15 protein-coding genes are annotated in these 22522 nt (G+C 65.9%); 6 read left to right on the top strand and 9 right to left on the bottom strand.

The window, feature by feature from the left end; all coding sequences use genetic code 11:
* Positions 1–62: 62 nt before the first annotated feature.
* Both L2Y96_RS04090 and L2Y96_RS04085 read right to left on the bottom strand, forming a co-directional pair.
* Positions 63–560, bottom strand: coding sequence for a PH domain-containing protein (locus L2Y96_RS04090; RefSeq protein ID WP_247332726.1), 498 nt, complete (start codon positions 558–560; stop codon positions 63–65).
* A 13-nt stretch (positions 561–573) separates the two neighbouring features.
* Positions 574–1935 carry a lysozyme inhibitor LprI family protein gene (locus L2Y96_RS04085; RefSeq protein WP_247332724.1) on the bottom strand — a complete coding sequence of 454 codons (1362 nt, stop codon included), beginning with the start codon at positions 1933–1935 and terminating at the stop codon, positions 574–576.
* Between the two features lie 243 nt (positions 1936–2178).
* Here L2Y96_RS04085 and L2Y96_RS04080 point away from each other — a divergent pair, with 243 nt between their 5' ends.
* Genes L2Y96_RS04080 through dbpA form a run of 3 tightly spaced genes read left to right on the top strand, consistent with a single transcriptional unit; the run spans position 2179 to position 4649 of the window.
* Positions 2179–2916 carry a restriction endonuclease gene (locus tag L2Y96_RS04080; protein ID WP_247332715.1) on the top strand — a complete coding sequence of 246 codons (738 nt, stop codon included), beginning with the start codon at positions 2179–2181 and terminating at the stop codon, positions 2914–2916.
* A 53-nt stretch (positions 2917–2969) separates the two neighbouring features.
* Positions 2970–3233 carry a hypothetical protein gene (locus L2Y96_RS04075; RefSeq protein ID WP_247332714.1) on the top strand — a complete coding sequence of 88 codons (264 nt, stop codon included), beginning with the start codon at positions 2970–2972 and terminating at the stop codon, positions 3231–3233.
* 45 nt (positions 3234–3278) lie between these two features.
* A complete protein-coding gene (dbpA, locus tag L2Y96_RS04070; RefSeq protein WP_247332712.1) occupies positions 3279–4649 on the top strand; it encodes an ATP-dependent RNA helicase DbpA in 1371 nt (456 codons plus the stop codon).
* A 20-nt stretch (positions 4650–4669) separates the two neighbouring features.
* Here the strand turns inward: dbpA and L2Y96_RS04065 are convergent, their stop codons facing one another.
* The 7 genes from L2Y96_RS04065 to L2Y96_RS04035 all read right to left on the bottom strand — a co-directional run bounded on the left by L2Y96_RS04065 (position 4670) and on the right by L2Y96_RS04035 (position 14800).
* Positions 4670–6184: an FAD-dependent oxidoreductase gene (locus tag L2Y96_RS04065; RefSeq protein WP_247332710.1), complete on the bottom strand. Its 1515-nt coding sequence runs from the start codon at positions 6182–6184 to the stop codon at positions 4670–4672.
* Between the two features lie 147 nt (positions 6185–6331).
* Positions 6332–7564 carry a GGDEF domain-containing protein gene (locus L2Y96_RS04060; protein WP_247332708.1) on the bottom strand — a complete coding sequence of 411 codons (1233 nt, stop codon included), beginning with the start codon at positions 7562–7564 and terminating at the stop codon, positions 6332–6334.
* A 67-nt stretch (positions 7565–7631) separates the two neighbouring features.
* Positions 7632–8816 carry an OprO/OprP family phosphate-selective porin gene (locus tag L2Y96_RS04055; RefSeq protein ID WP_247332692.1) on the bottom strand — a complete coding sequence of 395 codons (1185 nt, stop codon included), beginning with the start codon at positions 8814–8816 and terminating at the stop codon, positions 7632–7634.
* The gene (locus L2Y96_RS04050) at positions 8813–11149 is read right to left on the bottom strand and encodes a putative bifunctional diguanylate cyclase/phosphodiesterase (protein WP_247332690.1); all 2337 of its coding nucleotides are present in this window, start codon (positions 11147–11149) and stop codon (positions 8813–8815) included. The genes L2Y96_RS04055 and L2Y96_RS04050 overlap by 4 nt, the downstream gene beginning before the upstream one ends.
* A 7-nt stretch (positions 11150–11156) precedes the next feature.
* The gene (locus L2Y96_RS04045; RefSeq protein ID WP_247332688.1) at positions 11157–11801 is read right to left on the bottom strand and encodes a carboxypeptidase regulatory-like domain-containing protein; all 645 of its coding nucleotides are present in this window, start codon (positions 11799–11801) and stop codon (positions 11157–11159) included.
* A 282-nt stretch (positions 11802–12083) separates the two neighbouring features.
* Positions 12084–13766 (bottom strand): ATP-binding cassette domain-containing protein, encoded by a 1683-nt coding sequence (locus tag L2Y96_RS04040; RefSeq protein WP_247332687.1) that lies wholly within the window; start codon positions 13764–13766, stop codon positions 12084–12086.
* A gap of 2 nt (positions 13767–13768) precedes the next feature.
* Positions 13769–14800, bottom strand: coding sequence for a serine kinase (locus L2Y96_RS04035; RefSeq protein ID WP_247332685.1), 1032 nt, complete (start codon positions 14798–14800; stop codon positions 13769–13771).
* Between the two features lie 132 nt (positions 14801–14932).
* On the opposite strand from L2Y96_RS04035, the gene L2Y96_RS04030 reads away from it, so the two are divergent.
* The 3 genes from L2Y96_RS04030 (at position 14933) to L2Y96_RS04020 (ending at position 22512) form a co-directional block, all read left to right on the top strand.
* Positions 14933–16372: a B12-binding domain-containing radical SAM protein gene (locus L2Y96_RS04030; protein ID WP_247332684.1), complete on the top strand. Its 1440-nt coding sequence runs from the start codon at positions 14933–14935 to the stop codon at positions 16370–16372.
* A 2-nt stretch (positions 16373–16374) separates the two neighbouring features.
* Positions 16375–17583 carry a nucleotidyltransferase family protein gene (locus L2Y96_RS04025; RefSeq protein ID WP_247332682.1) on the top strand — a complete coding sequence of 403 codons (1209 nt, stop codon included), beginning with the start codon at positions 16375–16377 and terminating at the stop codon, positions 17581–17583.
* Positions 17584–17943: 360 nt separating this feature from the next.
* On the top strand, positions 17944–22512 hold the full coding sequence (locus L2Y96_RS04020; protein ID WP_247332680.1) for an RHS repeat-associated core domain-containing protein: 4569 nt from the start codon (positions 17944–17946) through the stop codon (positions 22510–22512).
* Positions 22513–22522: the final 10 nt, after the last annotated feature.

The raw sequence follows: 22522 nt of genomic DNA, 5'->3' as shown, positions 1-22522 counted from the left end.
CTGCCGGTGGGGATATTTCGTGTATACCACCGAGCCGCAATTTCTTGCTACCTCGCCCCAGCCTAGTTCGAAAGCAGCGCCCCCTCGCCAACAGCCGCAGCGATAAAGGCCTGCGGATCATCCAACGAAACCACGACGGCGCGGCCACTCGGTGGCTGGATGACCACACCGTGGTCGCGATGGCGCGCCGCCACTTTCACCATGCCGAGGCGGCGCGAGTAGAACAGCCCGTCGAACGCGAAGAACCCGCCGTTGCCGATCACGCGTACAAGGCCCTTGAAAGCCTCGCTATCCGGACGGATGACCGCGCCGCGCAGCTCGACCGTCGAGCGCCCCACCTGGCGGCGGATGACCAGGCGGCCACCGCCGATCTCATAACGTAGCGGCGAGATGCCGTAGGCCAGGGCAAGCGCCAGAGCGAGCACACCCGCGAGCGGCACGCCGATGGTCGCCGGTGCGTCCCGGTTCATCACGATCGCAATGGCGACCACGGTGATCATGACGGTGGAGATGCCGATCCAGCGAGCGGCATTCGACATGCTGGTAGCAAAGGTGTGCATGGCGCGCGTTATCTCAGTGGGTTTCGGCCGGCGGCTCGGGTACGGGTGCCGCCAGGAGGAGCTTGTCACGGTTGACCGAGATATACGCCGCCGCAGCCGCTTCCGGCTTTCCGTTCTTCAGGCGCCAGGCAGCCACCAGCCAGTCGTTGTTCTCGCGCCAACCCACGTGGCCGTGGTCGATCAGGCCGAGCAGGGTTTCGCCACGGAACACCAGCGGGAACACCTCGGCATCGCTGCTGAAGCCGGCCATCTTGCCGGTGTCTTCCAGCAAGGGGAGTTCCGGCGGCTGGCCATCCTTTTCGAGGGGGCCGCCGGGCCCGCGCGCCGCTTTGACCAGGGCGGCATACGCCGCCTTGTCATAAGGCGCGAAGGCGGTGTCGAGCACGCCCTTCTGCGGGCTGCGGTCGTAGCGGGTTGCCGCCGACATCGCCAGCTTCGCGAAGTCGTCGCACGCGCCCTTGCTGCCCGCACACGCGCTGCCGTCGATTGTCAGCACATGATCAAAGCGCATCACGAGCTGCTTGCCCGGATCGAACGCCTTGCCATTCCATACGGCCGCATCGAGCGTCACTTCATCGGCGCGGCCATCGCCGACCACGTACGCGACGTACTGGCCAGCGATGTGCGCGATGCCGTGATCCGTCATGCAATCGCCGTCGCCCCACACCGTCGGCGAGTCCACCGCGATGGCCTTCTTGCCCTCGATGCGGAACGGCACCTCGGTCCAGCAATGCGCCGTGCCGCCGAGCGACCACACCGAACTAATCGGCGAGCCTGCCAGCTTGCGGTAACCGCCGTAGCTCTCGAGATCCTTCAGGCCGTCGCGGACATTCGCGTCCGCTTGCCAGGGGAACGCATCCGCTTTCTCCAGAGGCACATCCTCGGAGAGCGTGATATCGACACCCGCCTTCGCGAAGTCAGCAGGGATTTTCACACCCGACGTGGGCAGCTTCGCCAGCGCAGGACGCAGGGCATCAAAGGGCTTGGGCCACGTCGTGTCATCCAGGCCGCGAAGGAAATTCATGCGCGCCTTGTAGAGCGCGAGAACGCCGGATTCCGCTTCCTTCACCGAAGGGTACGCAGACAACGTCGCATCACGCTCCGCCAGCCAATGCCGCTGGTCCAGCTTCAGCAGCTCGGCCTGGCCAGGATGGTTCTTCAGCGCCGCACGGAACACGTCGCCCAGCTGCCCATCCAGCGCCGACACCTTCGGCGACGCGCAGATCGCTTTCTCCACGCCGGTGCCTGCCTTCGCGCAATCGAACCCCGCGCCGTGCGCCCATGGCGCCACCAGGGCCAGCACCAGCCCGAATCCTGCCTTGCTCTTCCGCACACCGTTCTCCTTCTTCGCCTGGGGAATGGCGAACCCGGGCATTGTACGAAGCCTTGGCTTTATCGGCCCCTGATTTCACGGATCCTTCGCGTTTTTGAAGGAGTTGTCCGTTTGTGTGTAGGCGTTGGACTACAGCAATGTGGCCGAATACCCGCTAGATTCAGGCGGACCGTCAGACCCGGCGCGGGGGCGCCAGCGGACGGCATACAGGGGAATCGTCATGGAAGTCGTCCGGGGTGCCGGTGGGCACCGTGTATCACTGTTCCGCCGACAGGCGAACGCCGCGTGAGCGCGGCCTTCAAACCTGTCCAGCATCGTTACGACGACGCGCTCAGCCGGGTGTCGTGGCGTGAATTCCAGCAGCGCATCGCGGGGCATTTCGAAGCCGCCGGCTTTGCCGTGGAATGTTCGGGTGTCGGCGATAACGCCGAGCGGGGCATCGACCTGATCCTTCGCCGCGGCGACGAGATCATCGTGGCCACGTGCCGGCACTGGACCGCGTTCCAGGTGCCGCATAGCGATGTTCACCGGCTGATCGGGCAGATGCCCGCCGTCGGTGCGACCGGTGCCGTGGTCATCACGTCCGGGGAGTTCACTCGCCAGGCCGTCGATGCCGCCGCGCGTTTCCGTCACATCAGGCTCGTGGATGGCCGTGCGCTGAGGGCCCTGCTTGGCCCGATCGAAGACCCGCAGGATACGAGGCCCGCGTCGGCCGAGCCCAGCTTATGGACACCCCTCGCCGCGGCGGGCGTGATCGCTGAGGGCGCCGCCGACGGTCGCCAGACAAGCCGTGCCGCCGCCATCGCCGCCGTCGCGGCGGTACTGGTCATGGCGCTGGCCATGCTGACCCTCTACACCTGGTACATCCGCGATATCCACGCCGCGCGCGTGGGTAGCACGGCGCACGCGGGCGACGTTTACAGGCACGCCGGCGCCCTCCCCGCACCGCCGCCCTTTGCCCAGGCCGAGGCGCAGGCGAAACCCAGGGACCTATCACTTTCGGGCACTAGCGGAGCGCCCTGAAGCCACTTACGATCCGCACGTCCGCCCATGCCGCGGATCTCAGGGGACAATGTATGGATAGCCAGCGCAGTACCGCGCAGGACACGGATCGCCCGACGGCCGGCCACCCGCACGTGGGCAGGCACCGGCGCGCCCGCGCCGAGCGCGCGCTCACCGAAACCGGTTCAGCACGCCGTCCCCGCCGCCTTTCGGCCAAGGTTCGGCGCTACCTCTGGTACACCGTGATCGCAGCGGGCATCTACCTTGCCAGCCTGGCCTACGCGCACCTCGAAGAGGCTTCGCACGCGGCGGTTCAGGCGACAAACACCGCCCACTGACGGCCGAACCGGGGGAACCCACGCTTTCATGCGAAAATCCCCGGTATGAACACCTTTACCCAGCTCCCCCTCTCCCCCGCGCTCCTGGCCGCCGTCGAAACCATCGGCTATACCGAGATGACGCCCGTGCAGGCCGAAAGCCTGCCGCCCATCCTCGCCGGCCGCGATGTGCTCGCCGAGGCGCGCACCGGCAGCGGTAAGACCGCGGCCTTCGGCCTGGGCCTGCTGCAACGCCTGGACCCGTCGGAGATCCGCCTGCAGGCGCTGGTGCTCTGCCCCACCCGCGAGCTGGCCGACCAGGTCGCCAAGTCGATCCGACGCCTTGCCACGAACATCCCGAACGTGAAGCTGCTCACCCTGTGCGGTGGCATGCCGCTCGGCCCGCAGCTCGCGTCGCTGGAGCACGACCCGCACATCGTCGTCGGCACGCCCGGCCGCGTGCAGGAGCACCTGAAGCGCGGCAGCCTGCACGGTGGTGGCATCAACACCTTCGTGCTCGATGAAGCCGACCGCATGCTCGACATGGGGTTCGAGGAAGCGATCGACGACATCATCAAGCGCATTTCGAAGCATCATCAGACGCTGCTGTTCTCTGCTACGTATCCGGACGAAATCCGTGCCGTGAGTGGCCGGGTGCAGAAGGATCCGGTGCTGGTGACGATCGACGAGCCGCATACCGAGAGCACGATCGAGCAGCGCCTGGTGGAAGTGGAGCCGCCACTTAAGGTGGACGTGCTTGCACGCATCCTGCACCACGAGAAGCCGGAATCGGTGCTGGTGTTCTGCAATATGCGCAAGGATACCGATGAGCTGGCGGCGGCCCTCGATAAGCTGGGCTTCAGCGCACTGGCGTTGCACGGTGACCTGGAACAGCGTGATCGCGACGAGGCACTGGTGAGGTTTGCGAACCGCAGTTGCAACGTACTGGTGGCGACAGACGTCGCGGCACGCGGTCTGGATATCGCCGGCCTGCCGATGGTGGTGAGCTTCGACGTGGCACACGATCCCGATACGCATACGCACCGTAGTGGCCGTACGGGCCGTGCGGGCGCCAGCGGCCTGGCGATCACCCTTGCGGGTTCGCGTGAACTGAACAAGGTGCGGGCGATCGAGGAGCGTTTCGGCAAGCCGTTTGCGCGTTACCCCGCCAAGCCCGGCGATGGCCGCAAGGTACTAAACCTCGCACCGATGAAGACGCTGGTCATCGACGCAGGCCGCAAGGACAAACTGCGCCCGGGCGACATCCTCGGCGCGCTCACCGGCGACGCCGGCCTCCAAGGCAACGACATCGGCAAGATCGACGTCTATGCGACCCGCGCCTATGTCGCGATCAAGCGCGACCTCGCCAACAAGGCGTTGAACCGTTTGCGCGAGGGCAAGATCAAAGGCCGCAACTTCCGCGTTCGGTCACTTTGATTGCGATCGCATGCGCGCTCCTACAGCGAGGTTAGGCGTTCGGCGGCTTCGAGGGACGCTTTGTCGCGGTTGACGGTGGCTACGGCGAGTTCGCGGCCGTTTTTCTTGTAGCGGACTTCGGCGTCCTTGTTCGCAATGGAGCCCAGTACTTCGATCTCGTCCCACGCTAACGCATGGCCTACGTAGCGTATGCTCGTGTCGTAATGCATGCTCCAGAAGAACGGCGCTTCGTTGTAAATTTCATCGAAGCCCAGCATCGCAGCCGCCGCCACCTGCCCCTGCCGCTCCGCCACTACCCAATGCTCCACGCGCTGACGCGAATCATCCAGGCCGGGGAAACGCGCGATATCACCCGCCGCGTAAATATCCTCATCCGAGGTACGCATCGTCGCATCCACCAGCACGCCGTTATCGATCTGCAGGCCCGCCGCCTCGGCAAGATCCGTCCGCGGATGCACACCGATACCCAGCACCACCTTGGCCGCGCGCACCTTGTCACCGTTATCCAGCGTTACGTGGCCATCCACGTAACCCGTCGCCTTGCGTCCGAGGTGAAAGCGCACCCCGCGCGCTTCGTGCAAACCGCGGATCATCGTGCCGAACTCCTCACCCAGCACGCGCTTCAACGGCACCGTATCGGGACTCACGACGTGCACCTCGACCTTGCGCTCGCGCAACGCCGCCGCGACCTCCATGCCGATAAAGCTGCTGCCGATCACCGCCACCGGTCCGCCATTTTCAATCGCCGCGATGATCGCCTGCGCGTCTTGCATCGTGCGCACGGTGAAGACCTCGGCATCATCGAAGCCAGGACCATCAGGACGGATCGGCTCCGCGCCCGTGCACAGCAACAACGTGTCGTAATCGAGCCGGTCACCGGTATCCAACGTCACCGTACGATGCTCGGCGTTGACGTGATCCACGGTGACATCCAGGCGAAGGTCGATCCGGTTATCCGCGTAGAACGCCTTGTCCTTCAGCGGCATCCACTCGGGCTGCGCTGTACCGGCCAGGTAATCCTTGGACACATTCGGGCGGTCATACGGCGCATCGGGATCGTCACTGATCATCGTAAGCAAGCCGTCGAAACCGAGGTCGCGCAGACGCTGCGCGGCGGCGAAGCCAGCCGCACCGCCGCCGACGATCACGATATGCCGTTCAGGGGTATCCGTGGGCTCGGCTGGCTCGGGTGCGGGGAGCTTCTCCTGGATGAACACCTTGCCGTCGCGCTCATCCACCCGCCAGCGATCCACGGGGGATAGCGCAGGGGCTCGCAGCGCGCGGCCCGTGAGCAGGTCGAAGCAGGCGTGATGCAGCGGACAGTGCACGGCGTTATCCACGCGCAACCCTTCGCTGAGATCGCCACCGTAGTGGCTGCATGATGCACTGATCGCCGCGAAGCCGCCCGCGATACGACCGATAATGACCGCGTCGTCACCGACGCGTCCCTTCAGCACGCCCTCGGCGGGGATGTCGCCCACGGGCACGCCCTGGGTGAAATCAGGGCCAGTGGGCTTCTCGGACGACTCGGACATGGCGGGCTCCTGGGGGCGCTGCGACGCCCGAAGCGGCTGGTGTCGAAAAAAATACGGCGCCGCCGAGTCTGGCTAAGCCGGGGCGCCGGGGATTGAAGGAATCCGGCGTCCACTATGACCGCCCGCGCGTGTGCGATTCGTTAGCGCCTAGAGAACGACGCAGGTATTACGGCCGGCTCGCTTGGCCGCATAGAGGGCCCGGTCCGCACGGTCGAAGGCGGCAGCGGCGCGCTCATCCGCACCGAAGCGGGTGAGGCCGCCCGACATGGTGACCTTCACCGGTTTCTGGCTTGCGTGGAATGCCAGGCCCTCGACCGTGGCGACGAGTTCGCGGGCAAGCACGAGCGCCTCGTCAACCGTGAGCCCGGCAAAGACCACGGCAAACTCTTCACCGCCGTAGCGGGCGACGAACGCCCGGCCTTCCAACGCCTTGGCGAGCGTGTTGCCGACAATGCGCAGCACGGCGTCGCCTGCGGCATGGCCGTAGGTATCGTTGATCGTCTTGAAGTGGTCGATATCGAACGCACCGATGCAGGCCTGTGTGCTGCCCTCACGCACGTCGGCTTCCAGCTCGGCCATGCGCCGTTCGTAGGCCAGGCGGTTGGGCAGCGCGGTCAGCGGATCGGTCAACGCCAGCTCGTGCTCGCGGCGGAGCGAATCCTGCAGCGTCGTGGTCTGCGTCTCGAGTTCTTCGACGCGATCGCGCATGCGTTCCGCACGCTCGCGGTACGAGGCCGTGCGGGCGTCTTCGCGCTCGCGGTAATCGCGGAAATGCTGGTCGATGACCGCCAGGCGCGCCGTCACCTGGTCGCGCAACGCGGAAACATCGCTCGCTTCCAGGGTCTGCGCCGCGAGTTGGCGCATCTCTTCACTCACCTGCTCACCCAGCGTCCGGCCTGGGTCACTGGCCGCCGTAGCGTCTTCGAGTTCGGCGACGAGATAGCGGGTCATATCACCCAGCCGGCCGCTGACTTCGGCCAGGAGGTTTTGCAGCTTCGCCACATCGGTGCGCAGCGCCGCGATGGCTTCGGCGTCTTCTGCCGAAGGCACCGCCTCGACGACAGCAGGAGCCGGTTCGTCAGCGGGAATGGCAGCGATGGCCGCCGTCGGCGCTTCCACCAGGCGCGGTTCCAGCGCGGCGACGGCTTCCGCCAGGCCATCAAGCAGAGGCTCCAGCGCTTCCGGCGAACACGCTTCGCGCAGGCCTTCGCCAAGCTGATCGAGCAGGCGATCGGCCGCATCGCTCTGGCCGCGGGCCAGCGCGGACAGGCGCAAAACGAGACGGCGCAGGCTCTCCTCGATGGCGCGGAAGTCGCGCTCATCGCGCTCCATCCGCTCCAGGGCGAGGTTGTATTTGCGCTCCCAGATGTCCAGCTCCACGCGATGCCTCGGTCTCAGCGATGTGGCTCGGGCGGGTGCCCGCGGCGCCACGATAAAGGGTGTGCGGTCAGTACAACAACCGCGCCAGTAGTTGCACCTGGTTGCCCCGCTCGCGGGGTGCCAGGCCGAAGTCCAAACGACCCGCCCGGCTCGCGTCCACGCGAAGCCATTCGGCGGTCAGGCGCAGCCAGTCCAGTGGCCGCCAGTTCAACGCCGCGGTGAGCGCGTGCCCACGCTCGCCGTCGGCCCAGGTGCGGAAGGTTTCGTAGCGCAAAGTCGGGCGCCACGCGCCCCGGTTCCAGCCGGCCAGCAGGAAGGCGGACTGGAAGCGGTAGCGAAAACAGCGATACGGCGGGCAGGCCTCGGTATCGCCATCCATGTCCTGGGCGATCCAGGTGACCGGACCGGTCTCCAGCTCGGCGCCGAGCGACCAGAAATGGGTACGCCACGCGTACAGGTGCTCGTCGCCGTTATACAGTCGGGAGGCTGCGGGATCGGCCCGGTTCTCGTAGCGGAGCACGCGCAGCTGGAAGCCGCGAGGCGAGGCCCAGCCGGCGTCGGCGTACCACCCGGTGCGCCCGCCGACGGACTGGTACGGCGCGTAACGTTCGTGGCCGCCTTCATCGTCCGGCTCGGGCAACCGGCCGCCGAGGCCCAGCGTGACATCGCTCAGCGACCAGCCACGTGCCGCGAGCGCCTGGCCCGCGACATCGTTATGCCGCACCAGGCCACCACCAAACGTCGCCGTGCCGGTTTCGCCGCGCCACTCCTCGTGGGCATCCACGCCGATGCCGCGAATCTCTTCGCCCACCCAGCTGTTGATCGCGGACGGCGTGATGGTCCACGGACTGGTCCAGCCGATGCCATCGTTCTCCAGCGAAATGGGCAGGAAGTAGACGCCTCCCTTTAGCGCGAAACGCCAGGCGCTGAGCGACAGCGGCCGGTAGCGCACGTAGACCTCGGGCACCTGCCAGTCGTTGTGGTCGGTGCGCTGCACCTGCACGTCGGCCAGGGCGAATACGGCGGGCGTGATCTGCGCGGTCACGACGATGCCGGCCGCGCCGAAGCGCAGGCCGTGCGCGTCATCGCCATAGCGTGTGCGGCCGGGGCCGCTATCGATGAAGCTGGTGTCGTCCGGTGCATCGACCAGACGCGCATCGGCGAACGCATGCACCTTCACCTCCTGCGCGTGGGCGAGGGAGGCAAAGCCGAGGGTGATGGCGAGCGCGAAGAGGTACGACCGCCTGGTCACGCCCCACCCGGCCCCCGCGCTCCCAGGCGCGCCACGAAGGAAGCAAAATCCGTCGGGCGGCCGATATGGAATCCCTGGGCGTGGTCGCACCCCGCCGCAGCGAGGAAGGCCATGCTCTCCGCATCCTCGACACCTTCGGCCGTCACCTGGTACCCCAGGCGATGGCCGAGCTCCACCAGCGAACGCACGATGGTCCGGTCGGTGGGGTCGGTGGCGAGGTGCTGGACAAACATCTTATCGATCTTCAGTTCACGGACGGGCAGCCGGCGCAGGTAAGCGAACGAGGTCTGGCCGATGCCAAAATCGTCGATCGCCATCTCAATACCCATATCGGCGAGCCGGCGGAGGACTTGAAGGGCGGCTTCGGGTTCACCGATGACGGCGCTTTCGGTCACCTCGAGCGCGATGGCCGTGGGCGGGACCCCGTGCGCGTGCAGCAACTCCGCCACCCGGTCGGGCAGCGTCGGATCGCCGATATCGCGGGCACTCAGGTTCAGCGACACGCGCACGGCGTGGCCGGCGTGGGCCAGCTCGGCCGCGTGGGCGATGCCGTGGGCCAGGACCCAGCGGGTGAGCCGGCCGATGTTGCCCGTCTCCTCGGCCACGGTAATGAACAGCTCGGGCGGCACCATGCCGCGGCCCGGGCGGTGCCAGCGAATCAGCGCCTCGGCGGCATCCACCCGGCCGTCGGACAGATGGAGCTTGGGCTGGAACCAGAGTTCGAGCGCATCGGCGTCGATGGCCGCCCTCAGCTCGCTCATGAGCGACAGCCGCTCGGGCCGGTGCGGATCCGATTGCGGGTCATACACATCGACGCCGCGCGTTGAGCGCAACGCCGCGAACTCCGCGACCTCGGCACGCCGGAGCAACGGGGCCGCGCGCTCACCGTGCGCCGGAGCCAGCGCAATGCCCACCGCCGGCCCCATGTCCATGCTCACATCGGCTTCCTGGTACGGCTGGCCCAGCGCATCCACCATGCGGAACGCCGCGGCGATCGCTTCGGCACGATCGGCACCGCGCAGCCACACCGCGAACTGGGTGTCCGTGGCGCGGCCGACGAACTGCTGGCCGGCCACGTGGCACAGGCGCTCACCGGCGTCGCGCATAAGCCGGTCGGCTAGCGCATGGCCTACGGTTTTTACGATGTCCGGCAGACGGGTCACACCGACAATCAGGAGCGCCCCCGTTTCACCCGGCGCGGAGGCGAGGTCGCTGTCGATCGCGTCCTCGGCCGCCGCGCGGTTGGGCAGGCCAGTGACGTCGTCGTGCAGGGCCTGATGGCGAATGCGCAATTCGCGTTCGCGAACGGCGTCGCCCATCGTGCGGAACGCCGTCGCGAGCTCACCGATCTCGTCACGCCGGCGCACATCCGGCGCATCATGGTAATCGCCGCCGGCAATGCGCCGCGCCGACGCGGCCAGGGCCTCCACGGGCCGCGACACGCCGCGGGCCACCAGCCATGCCACGAGCAAACCCGCACCGAGCGCCAACAGGAACAAGGCCAGCCACGCGTTCCACACCGGCTGGAACGGATGCAAGGCATCATCGAGCGAATAACCGAGCACGGCGTACACCGCGCCGCCCCCACGCGGTTGCGAGAGGGGCTGCGCCAGCACGAGGTATTCACGGCCCGCGATGCGGGCAAGGCGCGGTTCGGACGGCAGGTGTAGCCCCGCGCCCTGGTACTGCGCCGTCAGCTCGGAATGCGAGCTGCCACGCGCGATCACCGTATAGCCGTCCGTCACCGGTGTCGCCAGTTCCACGTCGCGCGGCAACGCGGAAAGCTGTTGCATGTGCGCGATGAGCGCGTCATCGACCGGAATGCTTGCCACCACGAGCCCCACGGGCTGCGGCGCATACACCGGCACGACGACGATCCACGAGGCTTTGCCGCCCGACACCACGATCGCCGCGGTGCGTTCATCGTACGCACGCGCGAGCAGGTCGGGCCATGTGAATGGCTTGCCCTCGTCAGCACCCGCGGTATCTACCTGCACCGTCCCGTCCAGGTGCAGCAGCTGCATGCGCGACGCGCCCACGCGGCGGCCATGGTTGCGCAGCACGGAAAGGATGGTGTCGCGATCGCTGGCCGCGATCGCAGAGCGCAAGCCGTAATCCAGCGACATGATCTGCACGCCGCTGGCCACGCTGGCGGAGAGGTCGTTCATCTGCGCGACGAAGGCCCGAGCGTTCGCCGCGAGCTGCCGGCCGCCTTCCTGCACCAGCTCCTGGCGCGCGACCGTATAGCCGAGCACGGCCGTGACGCCTTGCACGAAGACGAGGGTGGCGACGAAGAACAACGCCAGCCGCGTGCGGAAACCGGGCACCCGCATGGGCGGCTCAGTACCCGATGTGCTCGCGATCCATGGGCCCGCGCGGGTTTGGCAACAACGCAAGCACGAAACGCAGCGTGGTCGGCGAGCCTTCCGCCACCGTCACGCCCTGGATGGGCAGCGTGATACCGGGGCGTAGCTGCGGGTGCCATGCGTGCGCCGTGTACGGACCAGCAGCCACGCCATCGATACTTGCCCTGCCCTTCGCGTCGGTCACCGCGATCTCCTGGTCTTTCGTGACATAGAGGTATGTGAGCATGTGGTCATGAATGTTGCAGCCGACGGCGGCATTACCGGGATTCTTCATCACCAGCGGCGTCGAGCTTTCCCCCGGCGCGAGCATGTATTCGAATTTCTCGAGTGCCGAGAACGAGTACACGTGGTGCCGGGTGATGTCGCTGTTACGGAACACCACGCTGTCGCCCGTGCGCATCGCCGTCACGTACGGGATGAAGGTTTCGTCTTTCTGGTCGACGTAGCGTGTTTCCGCCGCCGGTGACCGGGCGGGCGTGCCGGCGTTCGGCGCGAGCGTCACCACCGCATCGGGGATGGGCTTGCCCGCGGGGTCGACCACCTCGATGGCGATGCGGCCCGCGAACGCGGGCATGGCGGTAAACATCGATAGCGTTGCGACAGCGAGCAGGCAGCGCATAGGGACTCCCCAGGTGATGGGGACCTAGCCTAGCCCACTTGGGGGGCTAACTTCTGACGGGACGCAGCATCCGGCAGATCCCCGCGATGGGTCGATAGGGGCCGCAGGGGTCGCTATGCCAGGGATCGGGGCGGTGACGTGCCGCGAGCGTATCGAACGAGGGCTGGCCGAGCCCACCGGCCGCGCCACAGGCCAGCGCGAGCGCCATGCCCGTGAAAAGAGTACAGATCGTGTGCCTGGCTACCATGTCGGCGGTCCCCCCCGCTGTCGTCGCCACCGACGTTAGGCCGGCCGGCGTGAAGGAACAATAGTCCGAATGGGAGGGAGCGTCTCTACGTTCGCCCGATCGCCGAGCACGTTCACATGCACATCGGCCAGGGCCGCCACCGCATCGCGGTGAGCCACCACCACGATCACCGCGCCCGGCAGGCTTGCCCGCACGCCGGCCAGCACGGCCAGTTCTGCTGCGGCATCCAGCGCGCTGGTAGCTTCATCCAGCACCGCCAGCACCGGCCGGCGCAGGATGACCTGGGCGAGCATCAGGCGTTGCAGCTCGCCGCCGGAGAGGCGGCTATCAGCGCCCTGCACCGCAAGGTCGAGACCCTGTCCTGACGCGTCGACCCGCTGATCCAGGCCCACCGTGCGCAGGACTTCATGGAGCGTGGTTTCGGAAGCGTCGGGATCCGCCCAGGCCAGCACGTCGCGCACGGTGTGCTGCCAGGGACGCACGCCCTGGCTCACATACGCGCCGCGGGCCACGTGTGCCTGCCACGCGGCGAAGGCCAGTGGTGCGCCATCGCGCGTCGCCGTGAACGCTTCCGGTACCGCCATGCCCGACAAGGCATCGACCAGGCTGCTCTTGCCGATGCCGGAGGCACCGGTGACGAGGATGAGTTCGCCGGGGCGCAGTCGCAGTCCCTCCAGCGTGAGGCCTTCGCGCGGCGGCTTCACGCGCAGATGATGGATCACCACCTCGCCGTTTGCGTCCTCAAGGGGAACGGGTGGTGTGCGTGCATCGAGCGCCATGTAGCGCTGCCACAGCGCGAGCGCCGGCTCCGCGGAACGCAGTTGCTGGAAACCTTGCCGAGTGGAAACGAGATACGGCAGGAGGCGCGCCAGAAGCAGACCGACCGCGATAAGGGCGGCGCTGTCCACGCCATGCCAGCGCTGTGCAAGGACGAATACCGCCGGGATACCCAGCGCCGCGCCGAGCTCCAGCACCATGCGGCTCGAGGCCACCAGCTCGAGCTGGCGCCGGTATCCCTCGCCAAGCCGGGCCGACACGTCGCCGTAGCTTGCCCGCTCCGCCGCCTCGCGACCGAACGAACGCACATGGCGCAGGCGCCGCGGGAAATCCTCGCTGTGCCAGAACAGACCGGTCATGTCGGTAACGTAGCGGCGACTTACGTCGGCGAATTCGCGACCCGCGATACGCGACGTGATGAGGATGGCCAGCAGGAGCGCCGGTATGGCGAGCATTAGCGTCGGCGATATCCACAGCGCGAAGGCGATGCTCACCAAGGCCGTGAGTACCGCTACCGCCAGCTGTTGCATCGCGCTGAAACCCTGCACGAGAAGCTCGCTGTTGTAGGTGAGCACGTTGGCGATCTCCGCCGAGCTCGAACCCGCGAGCCCCGGCAGCGTCGCCCCCAGCAAGTGCGCGTGCACATCGCGGCGCAAACGCACGGCGAATCGGGCAACCTGCGCCGCGCCCAGCCGGGCGGCCTGCCAACGCAGAAGCGCGAAGAGCACGCCGCTCACGGCGAACCAGCCCGCGTTCGTGAGAACGTCATCGCTCGCGAAGGGCACCGCATGGCCGGGTTGCACGAGGGGAACGAGCAGTACGGCGGAGACACTGCCACATACCGCCGCACCCGCCGATAGCAACGCATACGCCACGATGGAGTAACGCTCGCCCTGCGGCAGCAACGCCAGCAGCCCACGCCAGGCCGTCGGCATGCGCATACCTAGCCCACCGCTTCCTGCAAGCTGAGCCACGAGGCAAGCGCCTCGAGGGTCGCCCGCGGATCGGCACCGCGACGCAGTACCCACACACCACGCAGCAACGCCGTGTCCACGAAGCGGCGCCACCCCGGCTGCCGGGCCGCATAAGGCTGGTCGGCGGCGAGCTTCACCATCGCATCGTCGCGTGCGATCGGTTCGAGCAAGGGGCCATCGGTGCGTTGCGCGGAGAGCAGGATGGTGGCGACGATGTCCAGCGGTTCGGGCGCGGGGCGTAGTGCGCCTGCGCGCAGGTCGATCTCGAATTTCTCCACGCCACTGCGGCGCTGGATACGCGGCGACGCCATGACCATACGGCGTGCGGCCGGATCCAGCCAGCGCAGACTCTCGTCAGTGACATGCAGGTAATTGGGCACGCCCGTCGCGCGCAGCCGCTTCGGCTCCACGAAGACGCCGTCTTCGGCCATCACGTCGTAGCCATCGAGCGCGGCCTGCAGTGTGAGCGTGGATTTGCCAGCACCCGATGGCCCTAGCAGCAAGACACCACGGCCTTCGCCGCCAATGCAGGCCGCGTGCAGCGAAACAAGGTCCTGGCCACGTGCGGCCAGCAGGTACACCGCGAATTCGATCAGCTCGTAACGCACGTGGTAGGGATAGGCGAGGCGATCCTCGGAGACCGTGACCACGGCGCGTCGCTGCGCGGGCGAGACGATCACATGGTTCGATGCGTCGACCATACCCATGACCATGCCGCCACCGGACGAGGTCTGCACCGGCCCAGGCTCGCCATGGCTCCCGCTGGCGGAGGCCGGAACGAGCCGTAGCTCGATATGGAACACAGGCGGTACCGGCGCCAGGCGGTGGGCCGGGAGGCCGTCGTAGGCCGCGGCGGCAAGCGCAAGCAGCGCCTCGCTGTTGCTGGCGAAGACGAATGAAGCGCCCAGCACGGGCCAGCTCCGGGCGTAAGCCAGGCGCATCCGTTCGCCGAACGGGTCGGCGGCGAACTCGGGGGTATCGAATGGATCAGGGATGGCCATGGTCGAGATCGCCGGGATAACCGCCGTAGGTGCCGGCGGGCCCGGCGAAGGTTGTGCCGCCGCGCCCGGCAACCTGCCCACCGCAGCGCGGCACTCACGCCTAACCCGCATGACGCGAAAGGCGTTTACCCCATGCTGAATATCCTCGTTGGCCACTCCTACTTCCTGCGCTACGACCGCAAGCAGTGGGACCGCGGCAAGCCCTACCCGCCGCTGGCCACCCTGCAGATCGCCGCCCTGCTGCGCCGCATGGGCCACGCGGTGGGCTTGTTCGATGCCATGCTGGCCGAGGGCGTGGAAGAGTTTGCGCCGGTGGCCCGCGCCCAGCGCCCCGCTCTCGTGGTGTTTTACGAGGACAACTTCAACTTCCTGACCAAGATGTGCCTGGGCAACATGCGCGAGGCCGCGTGCCGGATGATCGCCGAGGCCAAGGCCGATGGTGCCCGCGTACTGGTTGCCGGCTCGGATGCCTCGGATCATCCGGAGGCTTTCCTCGATGCCGGCGCAGACGCCGTGCTTACGGGTGAAGGTATCGGCGCGCTGATCGAGTTGGCCAATCGGCTGGAACGCGATCCGCTAATCAGCTCTGAAGCATGGACGGATGGCCTGCCCGGTATCGCTACGCATTCGCCCACGGGCCCACGCGTGACGCGCCTTGGCATCGTCCCGCCCGATCCGCGAATCACCGGCCTGCCGGCGTGGGATCTGGTCGATATCCCGCGCTACCGCGAGTTCTGGATGGAGCGCCACGGCTACTTCAGCCTGAACATGGCCGCTTCACGTGGCTGCCCGTTCCGCTGCAACTGGTGCGCCAAGCCGATCTGGGGCAACCACTACAACCAGCGCTCACCGCTGGATGTCGCGGCGGAGATGACCTACCTGAAGCGCACGTACGCGCCCGACCATATCTGGATGGCCGACGATATTTTCGGATTCCACATCGATTGGGTGAGCGCGTTCGCGGATGAACTGCAGGCCACGAACGGCTCCATCCCCTTCATGATCCAGACCCGCGCCGACCTTGCCAGTGATCGCATGGCCAACGCGCTCGCGCAGGCGGGCTGCGTCGAAGCGTGGATCGGCGCAGAGAGCGGCAGCCAGCGCGTGCTCGACCGCATGACGAAGGGGACGAAGGTGCCCGATCTCATCGCCGCGCGGCAGCGCCTCGGTGCGCGCGGCATCCGCGTGGGCTTCTTCATCCAGCTGGGCTATCTGGGCGAAGAACTCGATGACCTGTTGGCGACACGTACGCTCGTGCAGGCCGCAGCACCCGACGACATCGGCGTCAGCGTGTCCTACCCGCTGCCCGGCACGAAGTTCTTTGAGGAGGTGCGCGCGCAACTGGGGCGCAAGACGCACTGGGACGACAGCGGCGATCTCGCCATGATGTTCCAGGGCGCCTATGACACGACGTTCTACCGCGAAGTCCGCGACCTGCTGCACCGCGAAGTGACCGACCCGGGCCATGCGCTCGATGATGACTGGTGCGAGCTCCTGGCGCGCGAGCACATGCACCGTAACGCCGAGCCCACGCAGGCCGCCTGGGCCCGCCGCGCAACCGGAGGGTGCTGACCATGTTGCCGCCGCTGCCTGTCCTGAAACGTGGCCTGGCCCTCACCACCGAGGCGCTGGCGGCGGAACTCGCGCTGGGCCGTTCCGGCACGGCACAGCCCGCGTGGAGCGAGCTCGAGTGGCGCCTCGCTGGCGCCGCCGCCGTAGCGCACGGCGTGTCACCGTTGCTGGCGGGCTTCTCCACCTGGGCGCCCGACGGCTGGCAGGATTTCCTCGCTACCCAGCGCGAGCATGTCGAGGTTCGCCAGCAGCGCATCGCCGCGTTGCTTAACGCGATCGATGAGCTCGCGCGGCGCATGGCGTTGCCGCTCGTGGCACTGAAGGGCGCCACGTTGCACGGGCTTGGCATCTACGTGGCGGGTGAGCGGCCCATGGCCGATATCGACCTGCTGGTACGCCCGCGCGACGTGCCCGTGGTGCAGGCGCTGCTCGGCGAACTCGGTTATGAGGAATCGTTCCGGCAGTGGAAACATCGCGTGTTCAAGCCGCGCGATGGCGTGACCGTACGCGGTCTCGGCGAACACCGGGATACGCCGGTGAATATCGAAGTGCATACGCGCATCCAGGAGCGGTTGCCCGTACGCACCGTGGATATCACCGAACAGATCTGGCCCGCCGACGCGCAGCCAGGCATCAATCCTTACCCTAACCGCGGTGCGCTGATGGCCCACTTGCTGTTGCATGCCGCGGGTAACGTGTGCGGGCGCAGCCTGCGATTGCTTCATCTGCACGATATCGCGCAGCTGGCACGGCGCATGCCGCGCGATGAATGGGCCACCTTGTGGCAAGGGAGCGAACTACCGTGGTGGGCGTGGCCGCCGCTGCGCCTCGCTGCGCGCTATTTCCCCGGCACCGTGCCGCGCAGCGTGCTCCGCCACCTGCGTCGCACCAGCCCGCCACTGCTCCGCCTTGCGGCACGCCGACAGACGATCACCAGCGTCTCGTGCTCGCATCTGTGGCTCAACCTGCTCCCCGGCGCGGAATGGTCACGCACGCCCGGCGACCTCACACGGCTGCTCGTCCAGCGCATCCGCCCCACCCAGGAAAGCCGCGAAGAGCGCGCCGACATGCTCCGCACGCAGGTATGGCTACAAGGCCAGGCGTGGGTCCGCCGCAACCACCTCACCCGCCTCATCACCGGCCTAACCCGCCCGGTACCGCGCATGGACACCCTCTACGTCGTCCGCGCCGCCCTGGGCGAACTCGCCTAGCCAGACACCCTTGCCGGAACACCCGTTGTAGGAGCGCGCTTGCGCGCGACATCTTTCGCCTCACGGCCCAGGCCCTCAGCTCTTCCGAGGACATCACCACGCAGGCAACCCCAGGCAACGCGCATTCACCAATTCCGAAGAATCTCAGCCTCTCTTGAAGAAACGGCGAAGCGCCGAACTGACGAAGAATTTGAGAACTCAGGACATCCGAACTCCAGCTCACGCGTAAGTTCGTGATCTACCTCTGGCACGCCTCTTAACATTCTCAATCCATCGATTTGAGAATCCGCGTGCTAGAAACGAAGCGCTCGAATACGCCCTAGACTCCGCGCCCTTTCGTACAACGGGCGAGGAGTACACATGCCAAGGAAACTAAGAAACTACGTCGGGATTTCCGCGCTTGCGGTGGCCGTGCCGAGTACGGCCACCGCCGTCGACATCCGACCGTATCTAGAGTACGAAGTCCCACGAAAAGGGCTGCCGACGCTTTGGTATACCGATGTGACCGAAGCCGGCACTGCCCTGGCAGAACAGGCGTGCCAGGAACGCGGCTGGACCGGTTGCACGCTAACAAGAACCTGGTACTTCAATTCACTCTACTTCGCCGAATACAGGTACACGAATGCCCAGGGTCGCGAACTGACTGAATCAAAGTATGCCTATCACTACTTCACCTGCGACGCACCTCCATCCTTGTACGTCATCAAAGGCAATCAAGAATGGGGCCCTTATCCCAACAGAAACCTCGCGCCTCCTTATCCAGCCTGGGGCGATAAGATCGTCTGTCGAGTCTCGTGGGACGCTGAGCAGGCCGCGGAGCGCCAGTCGGAACTGGGGTCAGGCGACTGCCTGACCCGTCCAAGCGTCGGAAACCCGATCAATGCCGGGCTGAACAACAAGTATCAAGAAGTCCTCGACATTGGCGCGAGCGGAGGTTCCGCTCTTGGCTTTACTCGCTACTACAACAGCGGCGCGGTTCTCGATGACGCGTCCAACCCAGACCTCGACCGGAAGACGATCCCAGCCACGGCCCGTCTGGGAGCCCACTGGCGTGGCACCTACGACCGTTCGGTTTTCGTGGCAGATGACGGCACATCCGTACGCCTGCTTCGTCATACGGGTGAACGCATACCGTTCGTGCTGAAAGATGGACGCTATCAGAGTAGCGTCGATGCACGCGGCCGCCTTGAGCGGATGGCCGATGGTTGGATGTATTACGGCAAGAATGGCCTGGTCGAACACTACAGCGCCCAGGGTCTTCTTACGGACATAAATCCCGGTGTTAGAGATCACATCCGCCTGCAATATGCTGCCGATTCACTTCAAGCATTCGATACTCAGGGCCGATCACTACGATTCACCTACGACGCCGTCGGCCGAATTGTCTCTGTGCATGACGATGCGGGCGTAGCTGTTTCGTACACCTATTCGAGCCCCGGCGATCTCCGCAGCGATTTGGTCGAAGCGACCTACGCGGACGGAAAATCCCAGCGATACACGTACAACGAGACGTCCTACGTCGGCGCAGACCTCCCTCATGCCCTCACCGGGATCTTTGACGAATCACTTCTTCGCTTCGCCACCTTCCGATACGACAAGGTGGGTCGCGCCGTTGGTAGCGAGCACAGCAATGGTATAGACCGATTCTTCCTCGCGCGACAGGCAAGCGGCGACGTGAAAGTCACCGATGCCCTCAATACTGAGCGCATCTACCGCTACGCCGACGTCAAGGGGGTCCGCCGCCTGGTAGGCGTCGACCAGCCTGGCGGTGCCGGCTGCGGCGCGGCGTTCTCCAAACTGGAATATGACGATCAGGGCGCGCCGAGTCGCACCACCGACTTCGACGGTCGCATTACCCAATATACGCACGATGAAGACGGCCGACAGACCAGCCGCACCGAAGGCGCGGGCACACCGCTTGCGCGGACCATACGCACGGAGTGGCACTCGACCTTCATGCTTCCCGCGCGGATTACATATCCCGGCCGAGAGGAGCGTTTGACCTATGACGACTCGGGCAATCTGACGCGCCGCGAGCTATGGGCGGCCATCGACCCGGCGCAGAAGGATGCCCCACTCACGCTCTCGCGGACCTGGAAATTCACTTACGATCCCGAAGGACGCCTCCTACAAGAGGAAGGTCCGCGCAGTGATGCCGCGGGTATGGCGGTGCTCCGGCGCTACAATTACCGTACCGCGCCGGCCGCCAACTGTGGCGCTTCTGGCCCGTGTGACTACCGCAAGGGCGATCTTGCTTCCATCGAGAATGCCCTCGGGCACAAGGACGAGGTCCTGCGTTATGACCCGGCGGGCCGCGTTCTTGCCAGGCGCTTGGCGAACGGCACGCTGATTGAAGACGAGTACACCAAGCGTGGGTGGCTCGCTGCGACGAGAGAGGCGCGCGCTGACGGCACCATCGCTACCACGTCCCTGACTTACGATGAACGCGGAAACATCACGTCCGTCAGCGACCCCGATGGCGTGACCCTTCGCTTCGAGTACGACGCCGCCAACCGGCTGGTGAAGTTGTTCAACCCGTCCAACCACAAGCTCTTCATCGAGCTGGATAAGGCGGGGAATCCCACCACCGAAACAGCGTACGACAGCTTCTTCCAACAGGCACAACTCAAGCGAACGTTCGATGCCCTCGGTCGCATGGCGACCGAGCAAAGGGCCGATGCCGGCCTGGAAAGCTTCGCCTACGATGAGGTGGGTCGCCCCACCGGTGCCACCGACGGTGATGGCCTGCGTAGCAGCGCGCGTTACGACGCACTTGGCCGGCTTCAGGAGACAATCGGTGACCTGGATGGCCGCAAGGCCACCATCAAAGCCACCCATGATCCGCTCGATCAGGTGAGCTCACTCGCTGACCCGGATGGCTTGACCACCCGCTACCTCACCACAGGGCTGGGTGACCTGGCGCACGTCGACAGCCCCGACGGCGGCGAGGGCTACGATGAGTACGATGCCGCCGGATTGATATCCCGGCACGAGGGTCCCGCCGGCGTCGGCAGCTTCCGCGTGTCCCGTGATGCACTCGGCCGGCCATTGACGCTCCGCTACTCCGATGCCACGTTGGATACCACCTTCATATACGACACACCTGACGCCGCATGCCCCGGCGACAAGCGGCATGGGCTCGGCATGCTCTCCTCGATGCGAACAAGCCGGGCGAGCACCGTGTTCTGCTACGACGCGGCGGGAAACATCAGTCGCAAGATCCAGCAATGGGGCACCGTGCGCAAGGGAATCGCCTATAGCTACACGGCTGCAGGTCGTCTCGCTACCATGAGCGTGGAGGGCGGCGCCACGGTGATCTATCGGTACGACATCGATGGAAAGGTCAATGGCGTGTCTGTCGATCAATCTGGCAACCGCCAGGACTTGATCACCCAGGTCGCCTATCGACCGTTCGACACCATCGAAAGCTGGACGTACGCGAATGGCTGGTATCTCTCAAACAGCCACGACAAGGGCGGCCGGCTCACGGGCTGGGGCGCTATCAATCCCAAGGGCTCGTCGTACTGGCTTGATCCATCGCCAGGCGGTCGTCTTCGAAAGGACGCTTCTCGACCGTATGCCTATGCTTTTGACTACGACGGATTGAACTACCTCAATGAAGTCTTGGACGACAAGACCGGGAAAAGCTTGCGTGCGTTCGACTACAACTTGAGTGGCGACCGCCTCGCCGTCCGGGCCAACGGCTTGACCGACGCCTATGCCTATCAGCCGGGCTCCCATCGCCTGACGCGCGCCGACGGAAAGGCACGGGAATACGACGCCGCTGGCAATTTGACGAAGATCGGGAGCGCCGTCCTAACCTACGATGCCACCGGTCGCCTAGCCTCGGCCAGCGAGCAGGGGAAGCTTCTCGTCAGCTACGGCTATGACGGCAAAGGCAACCGCATCGCTCGAAAGGTGGCCTCGACGACCAAGACCACCCTCACGCTTTTCGACGAGACCGGGCAGTGGATCGCCGACTACGACGAAGCCGGCAACGTCACGCAGCAAGCCATATGGATGGGCGACATGCCTGTGGGCCTCGTGAATGGAGGTAAGCTTTTCTACGTCGGTCCGGGCCACCTCGGCTCGCCCCGCGAGGTGCTTGATCCCGTGCGGAACGAGGTCGTATGGAATTGGTATCACAACGCCGACCCGTTCGGCTCAACACCTCCCAATGAGGATCCGGACGGTGATGGGAAGACTTTCGTGCTCGATATGCGATTCCCTGGCCAGCGGTTTGACAACCTGACGGGGCTGCATGCGAATGGGGCGCGTGATTACGATCCGGTGACTGGGCGATATATTCAGGTCGATCCTATCGGACTAGCGGGAGGTCCCAATCCTTACCTCTATGCAAAGGCTCAGCCACTCTTATATATCGACCCGTCGGGCAGAAATCCTGCAGTCTTCGCGCTCGTGATGGCAGCCGTAGGCGCCACTACGGCTGCCGCTGGCGACGCAGCGATCCAACTCGTCGGCATGTACCGGAGCAAATGGTGTAAACGGTTCAGTTGGCGCGAACTAGGTATTGCGACAGCGGGTGGCGCTTTATCGGGGGCAGCGCTCCCGATGTTTGCCTCCACGAGTCCTGTAGTAGCGGCTGCGGGTGCTGCGGGCGTGGGAGCGACGAGCAACTACGCTGTTCACGTCGCAAACGGAGGAGAGTCACTCGACAGGACCGCCGCGTGGGCAGTAGGGACTGGCGCGCTCGGCGGCGCGATCGCCGGACCCGCAGTCAGATTCTTTCCATACGGGACGGCGGGGACCGCGGCCTCGGCTCAAATGGTTGCAAGAAGTAACGCCGCAGCAGACATCCGGCTAAACGTAACCGTCGGCAACACGATACGCGGCGTCGGCGGCGCTACTGCTTCCGGGGCACCAGGCCCGTCCGGGACGTCGAATCCCGATTGCGGCTGCGAGAACTGACGCAATGAGT

The organism is Luteibacter aegosomaticola (assembly GCF_023078475.1).
Lineage (GTDB): Bacteria > Pseudomonadota > Gammaproteobacteria > Xanthomonadales > Rhodanobacteraceae > Luteibacter > Luteibacter aegosomaticola.
This window is presented reverse-complemented; position numbering and strand designations above follow the sequence as displayed.